The organism is Ramlibacter sp., assembly GCF_041916345.1.
Taxonomy (GTDB): Bacteria; Pseudomonadota; Gammaproteobacteria; order Burkholderiales; family Burkholderiaceae_C; genus Ramlibacter.
Genome location: NZ_JAYRZR010000106.1, coordinates 1 through 12,046, shown reverse-complemented (window position 1 = coordinate 12,046; position 12,046 = coordinate 1). Strand labels below are relative to the sequence as shown.

The following is a 12,046-nucleotide window of genomic DNA, read 5'->3' as shown; positions in this document are numbered from 1 at the left end:
TGGCCGACTTGACTTCCTTGTTGCCGGCCGGCGCGGGCGCCGCGGAAGGCGCACCGGGGCGGGCCTGCGCGGGCGGCTTGTGCAGCGTGCCCTTGACGCCCGGCTTGCCGGGCTCCGGCGCCTTGGCGACGGGCTTGGCCTCCTCGGGCTTCTTGGCGACCAGCACCTTCTTGGGCGCGGCCATCATCGCGCGGATGGCCTCGGCCTCGGCCAGGGCCTTGCGGCGGCGCTCTTCCAAATCGCGGGCGCGGGCGGCTTCCTCGTCGGAGCGGGCCTTCGACTCGGCGGCGGCCTTCTCGCGCGCTTCCTGCTGCGCCTTGGCCACGGCCTGCGCGGCCTCGTCGGCGGCGGCCTTGGCGGCCTGCGCACCGGCCTGGGCGGCAGCGGCCTTCTCGGCCTCGCGCGCCTGGCGCTCGGCTTCCAGGCGCGCCGCCTCGGCGGCTTCGCGTTCGAGGGCTTCCTGCGCCTCGCGCTCGCGGCGCTTGGCAGCGAGCTCTTCCTCCTGGCGGCGGATCAGCTCGGCCTGGCGGCGGGCTTCCTCCTCGCGGCGGGCGAGTTCGGCGTCGTCGACGGGCGGGGGCGCGGCGGGCGCCTGCGCCTCGGGCGCATCGACCACGGCGGTGTCGGAGCCTTCATCGCGCTTGATGAACGTGCGCTTCTTGCGCACTTCCACGGGGATGGTGCGCGTCTTGCCGCTGGCGTCGGCCTGCTTGATCTCGCTGGAGGACTTCTTGACCAGCGTGATCTTCTTGCGCTCCGCCGAGGCGGTGCCGTGGCTCGCCTGCAGGTAGCCCAGCAGCTTCTGCTTGTCGGCCTCGCTCAGGGCGTCCTGCGGCGACGACTTCGCCACCCCGGCGCTGCGCAGCTGCTCCAGCAGGGTTTCGGTGGATTTCTTGAGTTCGTTCGCGAACTCGGCGACGGTGGTGCTAGACATGTGTTCTTTCGCCCTCCCCTCACTCGTGGACCGTGGCCGCGGCCCCGGCGGCGGTGAACCAGTGCTCACGCGCCTTCATGATCAGGGCCCGGGCTTCGTCGGCCGTCTGGCCGGTGATGTCGGTGAGTTCGTCCACCGCCAGGTCGGCGAGCTCGTCGCGGGTGTGCACACCCGATTCGGCCAGCTTCGCGATCAGCGCGGGCGTGAGGCCGTCGAGGTCACGCAGGTCCTGCGACACCTCCTCCACGCTCTCCTCGCGGGCGATCTCCAGCGTGAGCAGCGCATCCTTGGCGCGCGAGCGCAGCTCGTGCACCGTGTCCTCGTCGAAGGACTCGATCTCCAGCATTTCCTCGATCGGCACGTAGGCCACCTGCTCCAGGCTGGCAAAGCCCTCGGCGATCAGGATGTCGGCGATCTCCTCGTCCACGTCCAGCTTCTCCATGAACAGCTTGCGCAGCGCGCTCTGTTCCTCGGCCTGCTTCTGGGCGGACTCGTTGGCGTCCATGATGTTGATCTTCCAGCCCGTCAGCTCGGAGGCGAGCCGCACGTTCTGGCCACCGCGGCCGATGGCGATGGCGAGGTTCTCCTCGTCGACCACCACGTCCATCGCGTGCTTCTCCTCGTCGACGACGATGGAGGTGACGTTGGCCGGCGCCAGCGCGCCGATGACGAACTGCGCCGGGTCGTCGGACCACAGCACGATGTCGACACGCTCGCCCGCGAGCTCGTTGGTCACGGCGTTCACGCGCGAGCCGCGCACGCCCACGCAGGTGCCGATGGGATCCACCCGCTTGTCGTGCGACACGACGGCGATCTTGGCGCGGCTGCCCGGATCACGCGCGCAACTCTTGATCTCCAGCAGGCCTTGCTCGATCTCGGGCACTTCCTGGCGGAACAGCTCGATCATGAACTCGGGCGCCGAGCGCGACAGGATGATGGGCGCCCCGCGCAGGGTGAGATCCACCTCCATGATCATGGCGCGCACGCGGTCGCCATTGCGCAGGTTCTCCTTGGGGATCATCTCGCTGCGTCTCAGGCGGCCTTCGACGCGGCCGCTCTCGACGATGATGTCGCCCTTGTCCATGCGCTTGACGGTGCCCACGAAGATCTTGTCGCCGCGCGACATGAAGTCGTTGAGCAGCATCTCGCGCTCGGCGTCGCGGATCTTCTGCAGGATGACCTGCTTGGCGGCCATGGCGCCGATGCGGCCGATGGGCAGCGACTCCACGGCTTCCTCGATGTACTCGCCCTCTTCCACATCGGCGATGCGGTCGCGGGCGTCCATCAGCAGCTCTTCGGCGTCGGGGTTCTGCAGGCCCTGCTCGTCGGGCACCACCAGCCAGCGGCGGAAGGTCTCGTAGTCGCCCGAGTCGCGGTCGATCGCCACGCGGATGTCGACCTCGCCCTGGTACAGCTTCTTGGTGGCCTGGGCGAGTGCCGCCTCCACCGCGCCGAAGACGACGTCACGTTCGACGTTCTTCTCGCGCGAGATGGCGTCCACCAGCATCAACAATTCGCGATTCATTTCCCTTGCTCCTGCACCCCGGGGCGCTGCCGCCCCTTGAAATCCACGATCGGCGCCAAGCGCGCCTCCTTCAACTCATCCAGCGAGAAGCCCAGCGCCTGCAAGGGCGCGGGTTCCCGGCGGCGCGACACGCGACGCCCCGGCTCCGGCGGCGGCTCGTCGCTCCAGACGATCTGCCAGCCTTCGCCGGCGCGTTCCAGACGGCCGCGGAACTTGCGGCGGTTGGCCGCCACCTGGCCGCCAGCGACCGCCGCGCCCACGGGCGCCTTGAGGGTGAGATCGATCACCTCGCCCTCGAAGCGCTCGAAGTCACGCGGCTGGCGCAGCGGCCTGTCGATGCCCGGCGAGGAAACCTCGAGACGCTTGTAGTCGGCGCCCTCGACCTCCAGGGCGTACTGCAGCTGGCGCGTGACGCGCTCGCAGTCCTCGACGTTGACGAAGCGCACTTCCTGGCCGGCCTGCCACGGAAAATCGATCGTGACGCGCAGCGTGCCCCCGGCGGAACGTTCCAGTTCCACCAGTTCGTAGCCGAGTCCGGCTACGGTCTGGGCGACGATGTCCTGCAGGGCCAAGGGTGATGCGACTTCCGGGGCAGCCAAAAAAAACGGGCGGTTGGTATCCGCCCGGTTGGTCGAAAAGGAGGGTATTGTAACGCCCGGTCAGCGGGACCGCAATGATCAGCCGGCCCGCGACGCACAGACACACACCACGGAGCACCATGTCAGGCGGATCCTTCCACGTCCACGGCCCTCACGACCACGAACTCGAACACGCCCGCGAGCATGCCGCGCACGGCCACGGCGACGAAGCCGGCCACGAGGGCATCGGCGGCGGCAGCCTCACCAACCAGATCGCGCTGTTCACCGCGGTGATCGCCACCGTCGGCGCCATCTTCGCCTACATGGGCGGCGCCACCCAGGCCAATGCCGGCCTGTACAAGAACACGGCGGCCATCCGCAAGACGGAGGCCTCCAACCAGTGGAACTACTTCCAGGCCAAGAGCACGAAGCAGTCCCTGGCCGAGCTCTCCCGCGACCTCGCGCCCAGTGCCGCCGACCGCGACAAGTACCAGGCCAAGGTGGATCGGTACGAGAAGGAGAAGAAGGAGATCCAGGCCGCCGCCGAGAAGATCGAGGCCGACGCCGCCGCCTGGGACAAGAAGAGCGACGAGCAGATGCACCTGCACCACCGCTGGGCCCAGGCCACCACGGCGCTGCAGGTGTCGATCGCCCTGGCGGCCATCGCCCTGCTCACGCGCAAGCGCTGGCTGGAGTGGGGGATGTTCGGCGTGGGTGCCGTGGGGCTGGGGATCGGCGTGGCCGCCGTCCTGCACGTGTAGGCACGGGCGGGACCGCCGTGCGGCGCGCCCCTCAGCCCGCCGCCGCCACCAGCGTGCGCGTATAGGCCTCGCGCGGGGCGCCCAGCACCTCGTCCACCGGCCCCGCCTCCACCACGCGGCCGTCCTTCATGACCAGCACGTGGTGCGCCATGGCACGGATGACGTCCACGTCATGGGTGATCAGCAGGTAGCTCAGGCCGCGTTCGCGCTGCAGGCGCTGCAGCAGGCCCAGCACCTGCTGCTGGATGGTGACATCGAGCGCACTGGTGGGCTCGTCCAGCACCAGCAGGCGCGGCTGCACGATCAGCGCGCGGGCAATGGCCAGGCGCTGGCGCTGGCCGCCGGAGAACTCATGCGGATAGCGGCTCAGCAGCCCGGGGAAGGCTTCTTCGGACAGGTTCACATCGGTCAGCGCGGCACGCACCCGCTCGCGCCGGCCCGCAGCATCGAGCGCCGGCTCGTGCACCAGCAGGCCCTCGCCCACGATCTCTTCCACCGTCATGCGCGGTGACAGCGACGAGAACGGATCCTGGAAGACGACCTGCACCTGGCGCCGCAAGGGTCTGTCATCGGTGGCGCGACCGGTCCATGCGCGGCCCACCACCTGCAGCTCGCCCTGGTGCGGCCACAGGCCCAGGGCGGCCAGCGCCAGCGTCGACTTGCCGGAGCCGGACTCCCCCACCACGCCCAGCGTGCCGCCGGCCGGGACCTGGAAGGCCGCGTCCTGCACGGCGACGAAGGCCCCCTTGCTGAACCAGCCCGCGACGCCCGGCTTGCGCACCGGATAGCTCACCCGCAGCCCGCTGGCGTGCAGCGGGGACGCATCGCCCGTGGGCTGCGGCACCTCGCGCCGGGGGCGGCTGTCGATCAGGCGGCGGGTATACGCGTGGACCGGTGCGCGCAGCACGTCCTCCACCGGGCCCTGCTCCACCAGGTGGCCCGCCTCCATCACCGCCACGCGCTGGGCGAAGCGGCGCACCAGGTTCAGGTCGTGGGTGATCATCAGCACCGCCATGCCGTGGCGCTGCTGCAACTCGGCCAGCAGGTCCAGGATCTGCTGGCGCAAGGTCACGTCCAGCGCCGTGGTGGGCTCGTCGGCCAGCAGCAGGCGGGGCTTGCAGGCCAGCGCCATGGCGATCATGGCCCGCTGGCGCTGCCCGCCTGACAGCTGGTGCGGGTAGGCGCGGGCGCGGCGGGCGGGCTCGGGGATGCCGGTGGCGGCCAAGGCCTCCACAGCGGCGTCCCAGGCGTCGCGGCGGCTCAGGCCTTCGTGCAGTTCCAGCACTTCGGCGACCTGGTCGCCCACCGTGAACAGCGGGTTCAGGGCCGTCATCGGCTCCTGGAAGATCATCGCCACCTCGCGTCCGCGCACGCCGCGCAAGGCCTGCTCCGGCAAGGCCAGCAGATCGCGTGGCGGCTCCCCCTGGGTGCCGTGGAAGAGCGCGCGGCCGCTGGTGCGGGCGTTCTGGGCCAGGCCCAGCAGCGACAGCGCGGTGACGGTCTTGCCCGAGCCGGATTCGCCCACGAGCGCCAGCCGCTCGCCGGCGGCCAGCTGCAGGTCGACGCCGTGCACCACCTCCTTGCCGCCGAAGGTGATGCGGAGGGACTGGATGTCGAGCAGCGGGGAGGCGCTCATGAGCCCTCACCCCAACCCTCTCCCGGAGGGAGAGGGAGCAAACGGCGCTTCGCAAGCATCATGGAGTCTCACCCCAACCCTCTCCCGGAGGGAGAGGGAGCAAACGGCGCTTCGCAAGCATCATGGAGTCTCACCCCAACCCTCTCCCGGAGGGAGAGGGAGCAAACGGCGCTTCGCAAGGCTCATGAATCGGCCTTTCGCGGGTCCAGCGCGTCGCGCAGCGCGTCACCCATGAAGGTGAGCAGCAGCAGCGTGCCCACCAGCACACCGAAGGTGGCGAGGGAGATCCACCAGGCATCGATGTTCTGCTTGCCCTGGCTGAGCAGTTCACCCAGCGAAGGCGTCCCCGGCGGCACCCCCAGGCCCAGGAAATCCAGGGAGGTCAGCGCCAGGATCGCCGCGCTCATGCGGAACGGCAGGAAGGTCACCACCGGCGTCATGCTGTTGGGCAGGATGTGCCGCCACATGATCCGCCCGTTGCCCACGCCCAGGGCCCGCGCGGCCTTCACGTAGTCCAGCTGGCGGTTGCGCAGGAACTCGGCGCGCACGTAGTCCGACAGGCCCATCCAGCCGAACAGGCTGAGCAGGATCAGCAGCAGGCCCACGCTGGGCGCGAAGATGGCGCTGAAGATGATCAGCAGGTAGAGCTCGGGCATGGAGGACCAGATCTCCATGAAGCGCTGGAAGGCAAGATCGGTGCGCCCGCCGAAGTAGCCCTGCACCGCGCCCGTGACCACGCCGATCACCACACCGATGGCCATGAGCGCCAGCCCGAACAGCACGCTCAGGCGGAAGCCGTACAGCAGCTGGGCCAGCAGGTCGCGGCCGCGCTCGTCGGTGCCCAGCCAGTTCTCGCGCGAGGGCGGGCTGGGAAACGGCAGGCTGGAGTGGTAGGCGATGGTGTTGGCGCCATACGGGTTGAGCGTGTAGAGCACCCAGTTGTCGCCCGCCTGCAGCCGCGCGCGGACGTCCGGATCCAGGTAGTCGGCCTCGGTCGGGAAGTCGCCGCCGAAGGTCGTCTCGGGGTAGGCCTTGAGCATCGGGAAGTGGAATTCACCCGCATAACGCACCACGAGCGGCTTGTCGTTGGAGATCAGTTCCGCGAACAGGCTCAGCACCACCAGTGTGGCGAAGACGATCAGGCTGCCGTAGCCCAGCCGGTTGCGGCGGAAGCGGCGCCAGGCCCGGGCGGCCGGGCTCTGCGAGGGTTGCAGGGCCTCAGTCGAACTTGACACGGGGATCCACCCACACGTAGCACAGGTCGCTGATCAGCTTGGTGACCAGGCCGATGAGCGTGAAGACGAAGAGCGAGCCCATCACCACCGGGTAGTCGCGCCGGATGATGCTCTCGTAGCTCAGCAGCCCGAGGCCGTCGAGCGAGAACAGCGTCTCGATCAGCAGCGAGCCGGTGAAGAAGGCGCCGATGAAGGCCGCCGGGAAGCCGGTGACGATGGGAATGAGCGCATTGCGGAAGATGTGCCGGCCCAGCACTCGCCGATCACCCAGCCCCTTGGCCCGCGCCGTCACCACGTACTGCTTGCGGATCTCTTCCAGGAACGCGTTCTTGGTCAGCATGGTGGTCACGGCAAAGCTGCCCAGCACCATGGCCGTGACCGGCAGCGTGATGTGCCAGACGTAGTCCACGATCTTCGCGCCCAGGCTCAGCTCGGCCCAGTTGGGCGAGGTCAGCCCGCGCAGCGGGAACCAGTTGAGCTGGCCGCCGAACACCACCAGCAGCACCACGCCCAGCACGAAGCCAGGAATGGCATAGCCCACCAGCACCAGGATGGTGGAGACGAGATCGAAGCGTGACCCGGCGCGCACCGCCTTCATCACGCCGAGCGGCACCGCCACCAGGTAGCTGATGAGGAACGTCCACAGCCCGAGCGAGATGGAGACCGGCAGCTTCTCCACGATCAACTGTGACACCGGCTTGTTCTGGAAGAAGCTGCGGCCCAGGTCGAAGGTGGCGTATTGCTTGAGCATCAGCACGAAGCGCTCGGTGGGCGGCTTGTCGAAGCCGTACAGGGCCTTGATCTGCGCCAGGCGCCGCGGGTCCACGCCCTGCCCGCCGCGGTAGCTGGACACATCGCCGCCCACGCCCGTGCGCCGCGCCTCGGCCATGTACTGTTCCACCGGGCCGCCGGGCACGAACTGGGTGACCACGAAGGTCAGCAGCAGCACCCCCAGCAAGGTGGGCACCATGAGCAGCAGGCGCTTGAGGATGTAGGCGAACATGGGTGCTCAGCGGGGGCCCGGCGGATTGCGGGCCCACCAGGTCATCATGAACCAGGTCATGTAGGGCACGCCCTCGGGGGGATAGGCCGGCACCTTCTCGGGCCGGGCCAGCGCCCAGTCACTGTAGGCGATGCGGCGGCCGCGGCTCGTCCAGGCGGGGATGAGGTAATGCCCGTGGGCGATCACACGGTCCAGCGCGCGGCAGGTGGCGAGGAACTCCTCTTTCGATTCCGCCACGGGCAGCCGCGCCACCAGGGCGTCGATCGCCGGATGCTTGATCCCGGCGTAGTTGCCGGAGCCGGGCACGTCGGCCGCCTTGCTGCCGAACAGGTCCGCGTAGTCCGCGCCGGGGAAATGCGTGCCCGGCAGCGAGATGCCGACCATCTCGAACTTGTTCGATTCCAGGCGTTCCTGCCAGAGCGCGAAGTCCACCTCGCGCACCTGGAAGTCGATGCCCAGCTGGGCCAGCGCGCGCTTCCAGGCGGCGGTGGTGGTGACGCCACGCGCCTCGGAGCTGTCCAGGAACTCGATGGTGAGGGCTTCGCCCCTGGCGTTGCGCAGCGCGCCGTCGCGGTAGGTCCAGCCGGCCTCGGCCAGCAGGGCGCGCGCCGTCAGCAGGTTGGCGCGCAGGCCGCCCGGGCCATCGGTGCGGGGCGGCACGGCCATGGGGCCGAACACCGACGCCGGCAACGTGGCGCGGTGCGGCTCCAGCAGGGCCACCTCGGCCGCGGAGGGCAGGCCCTCGGCCTCGCACTGCGTGTTGCCGAATACCCCCTTCACCCGCTTGTAGCTGCCACGGAACAGGTGGACGTTCATCCACTCGTAGTCCATCGCCAGCTCCAGCGCCATGCGCACCCGCCGGTCCGAGAACTTGGGCAGCCGCACGTTCAGCACGAAGCTGTAGAAGCCATCGGGCAGCTTGTGCTGGAACTCGTTCTTGACCAGCTCGCCGCGCTCGATGCGCTGCCCGGTGAGGCGCCGCTTCCAGTCGCCGGCGGAGAAGAACTGCATCAGGTCGAACTCGCCAGCCTTCAGCGCCTCCAGCTGGGCGGTGTTGTCGCGGTAGATCTTGACCGTGATGCGGTCGAAGTTGGCCATGCCCCGCCTGACCGGCAGGTCGCGTGCCCAGTAGGACGGGTCGCGCACGTAGGTCACGTCGCGGCCGAAGCGCACCGGGCCGATCTTGTACGGGCCGGTGCCGATGGGCGTGTCCATCACCACCTGGTCGAAGGGCTTGGCCTTGCCGTCCTGCTGGCCCCACTTGGCGGAGAAGACCGGAATGCCGCCCACCACCAGGGGCAGCTGACGGTCGCGCTTCTTGAAGCGGAAGCGCACCGTGCGCTCGTCGATCACGTCGCAGCCGGCCACGTCGGCCAGCAGGGTGCCGTAGGAGGGGTGGGCGAACTTGGAGATGAGCGTCTCGTAGCTGTGCTTCACGTCGGCCGCGCGCACCGGGTCGCCGTTGTGGAAGCGGGCTGCGGGATGGATGCGGAAGGTGGCGGACTGCAGGTCCGGCGGCACGACCACGTCTTCGGCCAGCAGGCCGTAGGCCACGCCGATCTCGTCCATCGGGCTCGTGAGCAGGCTCTCGAACAGCAGGTCGCCCAGGAACGACGGGGCGTTGCCCTTGAGCGTGAACGGGTTGTACTTGTCGAAGGTGGAGATGCGCGAGCCGGCCACCATGCGCAGCTCGCCCCCCTTGGGCGCGGCAGGGTTGACGTACTCGAAGTGGCTGAAGCCCGGCTGGTACTTGAAGTCACCCCAGACCGAATAGCCCGGGGCGGCCTGCACCAGGCTGGCCCACAGCAGGGCAGCGCTGAACAGCACGCGTCGCATGCCGCGGATTCTGCCCGTGTTTCGGCTCAGCTGGAGCGGAACAGGTGCGCAAAGGTCCTGCTGACCTCCAGGATTTCCGGGAAGCCGCGCAGATGGATGCGCTGGCGCCCCGTGTCATCCCGGCTCACATGATCGATCGCACCCAGGTTCACCACCGTGGAACGGTGCACCTGCACGAACTGCTGGGCATCGAGCTGCGGCAGCAGTTCGCGGATCGGCGTGCGCAGGAAGCCCTCCTGGTCGCGCGCCTGCACCCGCGTGTACTTCTCGTCGGAGCGCAGGAAGAGCACGTCGTTCACGTCGATCAGCCGGGTGGTCGTGCCGGCGGTGCAGCGGATCCAGCGCAGCGGCGGCAGGCTCGGGCCCTGTGCGGCCAGGCCCTGGCGCAGGCTCGCCAGCCGGGCCAGCAGGGCGTCGATGGCTTCCTCGGGCGGCTTGCCATCCGCGGCGCCCTGGCGTGCGGCCAGCCGCTGGCGCACGCGCTGCGCGGTCTGGGCCAGCCGCTCGGCCTCCACCGGCTTGAGCAGGTAGTCGAGCGCGCCGCGCTCGAAGGCCTGGATGGCGTACTCGTCATAGGCCGTGACGAAGACGATCTCGCCGCGCCAGTCCGGCAACGCGACGATCTCGCCGGCGGCCTCGATGCCGGTCAGGCCCGGCATGCGGATGTCGAGGAAGACGATGTCCGGCCGCAGCTGATCGGCCTTCTCCACCGCCTCCACGCCGTCGCGCGCCTCGGCCGCCACCTCCAGATCAGGCCAGGCCGTGGCCAGGCGGGCCTTGAGCTGCTCGCGCAGCAGGCGTTCGTCATCGGCCACCAGGGCCCGCAGCTTCGCGGCTTCGGTCATCAGGCACCCTGCCCTTGCGGCTCGGCCGCTGGCTCGGTCTCGTCGGCGTCCTTGTACGGCACGCCGATGCGCACGACGGTGCCGCTGCTGTCGTCGGACATCAGCGTCAGGCGACCCTTGCCCGGGTACAGCATGGCCAGGCGCTCGCGGATGTTCTGCAGGCCGATGCCGGTGCCGGAGGTGGGCGCCTCCAGCCGCTCGGTATCGACCACGCCGACGCCGGTATCGCGCACCTCCACCCACAGCATGCCGCGCTGGATCTTCGCCGACACGGTGACCTTGCCGCCCTCGGGCTTGGGCTCGATGCCGTGCTTGATGGCGTTCTCCACGAGCGACTGCAGCATCATGGGCGGAAACTCGGCGGATTCCAGGAAGTCGGCCACCTCCACCTCCACCTCCAGCCGTTCCTCGATGCGCATCTTGATCAGGTCCAGGTAGCTGCGGACCAGCCGCAGCTCACGCCCCAGGGTCGACGACTCCTGGCGCATCTGCGGCAGCGCGCTGCGCAGGTAGGTGATGAGCTTCTTCTGCATCTGGCTGGCGCGCGGCGGATCGGTCTCGATCAGGTAGTCCACCGCAGCGAGCGTGTTGAACAGGAAATGCGGCTCCACCTGCGCCTGCAGCACCTGCAGCTGCGCCTGCACCAGTTGCCGCTCCATCGCGGCGCGGCCGGCGGCGTCCTCGGCCGTGCGCACCTTCGCATCCGCCTGCGCCACCTTGCGCACCACGATCTTGGCGGCCGCCAGGTAGGCGATCAGCAGGATCATCAGCGTGGCCCCCAGGTCGCCCAGCAGGCCGCGGAACGTCCACACCCGCTGCGTGTCGTACTGCACGCCATCGTCCTCGATGCGGATCAGCCGGCGCTTGCCCTTGGCGGGCTCCTCCGCCGGCTGCCCCTCGGCGCCAGCGCCCGGGTTGGCCGCCCCTTCCCGCGCCTCTTCCCGCGCTGCCTCGCGGGCGGCCTCCCGTGCCACTTCGCGGGCCACCTCGCGCGTGACTTCCCGCGTGGCCTCACGCACCACCTCGCCCAGGCTCGGCTCGCCCGCCGCGCCCGGCGCACCCTGCGCTCCGGGCGTGGCCTCCGGCGGCGCCGGCGGGGCCGGCGGCTTGGGCGGGTGCACCACCTCGCCGCCCTTCGTGACGCGAACGCCTTCCTCACCGCCCAGCGTCACCACCACCGGCGGCTTGCGGGCACCGGTCGCGACGCGCTGCACGTCGTGCTCCAGGTCCAGCATCTTGGAGAGGATCGAGCCCACCACGATGAGCAGCAGCATCAGCAGGCCCAGGCGCCACCAGCTGAGGCTGGCCACGCGGCTCACCACCTGCTCGTGCAGGCCGCGCAGCCAGGCCACCGCGGCGTTGCCGCGCGGGGTCGAAGGATCAGGAACTGGGGTCATGGTGACTGGGGCCCGGCGCGGGGCAGACCGGATTCTGCGCTGCACGGCCGGTGCGCGGCAATGTAGCCCGGCGCTCGCCGCCCGGCAGCCGGCATGCGACGAGCCGACCGGGCATGCGATGAAACGTCACCGGATGCGCCAGGCCGTCGGCCGGACCCATGCGTCGCCTACAGTGGCGGCCATGACGCGCCGCATCCTGCTGCGGGCCCCCGGGCCCGACGACGAAATCGAATTCCTGGCTCGCGTCCGGGCCAGCCGGTCGCTGCATCACCCCTGGGTCAGCCCGCCCGGCACGG

Annotated in this window: 10 protein-coding genes; 1 reads left to right on the top strand and 9 read right to left on the bottom strand. The window is 69.8% G+C overall.

Annotation, left to right across the window (positions count from 1 at the left end; all coding sequences use genetic code 11):
• From ACE3T5_RS19050 to rimP, 3 genes are all read right to left on the bottom strand, one after another.
• Positions 1 to 934 (bottom strand): translation initiation factor IF-2 associated domain-containing protein (locus ACE3T5_RS19050; protein ID WP_374669686.1); only part of this gene is annotated, 934 nt, incomplete at its 3' end.
• A gap of 19 nt (positions 935 to 953) precedes the next feature.
• Positions 954 to 2,459 carry a transcription termination factor NusA gene (gene nusA, locus ACE3T5_RS19045; protein ID WP_374669685.1) on the bottom strand — a complete coding sequence of 502 codons (1,506 nt, stop codon included), beginning with the start codon at positions 2,457 to 2,459 and terminating at the stop codon, positions 954 to 956.
• Positions 2,456 to 3,031: a ribosome maturation factor RimP gene (gene rimP, locus ACE3T5_RS19040; RefSeq protein WP_374669684.1), complete on the bottom strand. Its 576-nt coding sequence runs from the start codon at positions 3,029 to 3,031 to the stop codon at positions 2,456 to 2,458. Before rimP ends, nusA begins: the two co-directional genes overlap by 4 nt.
• Positions 3,032 to 3,177: 146 nt before the next feature.
• Between rimP and ACE3T5_RS19035 the strand changes: the two genes are divergently transcribed.
• Positions 3,178 to 3,798, top strand: a complete 621-nt coding sequence (locus tag ACE3T5_RS19035) for a DUF4337 family protein (protein ID WP_374669683.1) — start codon at positions 3,178 to 3,180, stop codon at positions 3,796 to 3,798.
• Positions 3,799 to 3,829: 31 nt separating this feature from the next.
• Here ACE3T5_RS19035 and ACE3T5_RS19030 read toward each other — a convergent pair whose 3' ends face one another.
• From ACE3T5_RS19030 to ACE3T5_RS19005, 6 genes are all read right to left on the bottom strand, one after another.
• Positions 3,830 to 5,434, bottom strand: a complete 1,605-nt coding sequence (locus tag ACE3T5_RS19030; RefSeq protein WP_374669682.1) for an ABC transporter ATP-binding protein — start codon at positions 5,432 to 5,434, stop codon at positions 3,830 to 3,832.
• Between the two features lie 182 nt (positions 5,435 to 5,616).
• Positions 5,617 to 6,669 (bottom strand): ABC transporter permease, encoded by a 1,053-nt coding sequence (locus tag ACE3T5_RS19025; RefSeq protein ID WP_374669681.1) that lies wholly within the window; start codon positions 6,667 to 6,669, stop codon positions 5,617 to 5,619.
• Positions 6,653 to 7,672, bottom strand: coding sequence for a microcin C ABC transporter permease YejB (locus ACE3T5_RS19020; protein ID WP_374669680.1), 1,020 nt, complete (start codon positions 7,670 to 7,672; stop codon positions 6,653 to 6,655). The genes ACE3T5_RS19025 and ACE3T5_RS19020 overlap by 17 nt, the downstream gene beginning before the upstream one ends.
• Before the next feature lie 6 nt (positions 7,673 to 7,678).
• Entirely contained in the window at positions 7,679 to 9,508 is a 1,830-nt protein-coding gene (locus ACE3T5_RS19015; RefSeq protein ID WP_374669679.1) for an extracellular solute-binding protein, read from the bottom strand.
• Positions 9,509 to 9,534: 26 nt separating this feature from the next.
• Complete coding sequence (locus ACE3T5_RS19010; protein ID WP_374669678.1) at positions 9,535 to 10,353, bottom strand: LytR/AlgR family response regulator transcription factor; 819 nt, start codon at positions 10,351 to 10,353, stop codon at positions 9,535 to 9,537.
• Positions 10,353 to 11,750: a sensor histidine kinase gene (locus ACE3T5_RS19005; protein WP_374669677.1), complete on the bottom strand. Its 1,398-nt coding sequence runs from the start codon at positions 11,748 to 11,750 to the stop codon at positions 10,353 to 10,355. The genes ACE3T5_RS19010 and ACE3T5_RS19005 overlap by 1 nt, the downstream gene beginning before the upstream one ends.
• Between the last annotated feature and the right edge of the window lie 296 nt (positions 11,751 to 12,046).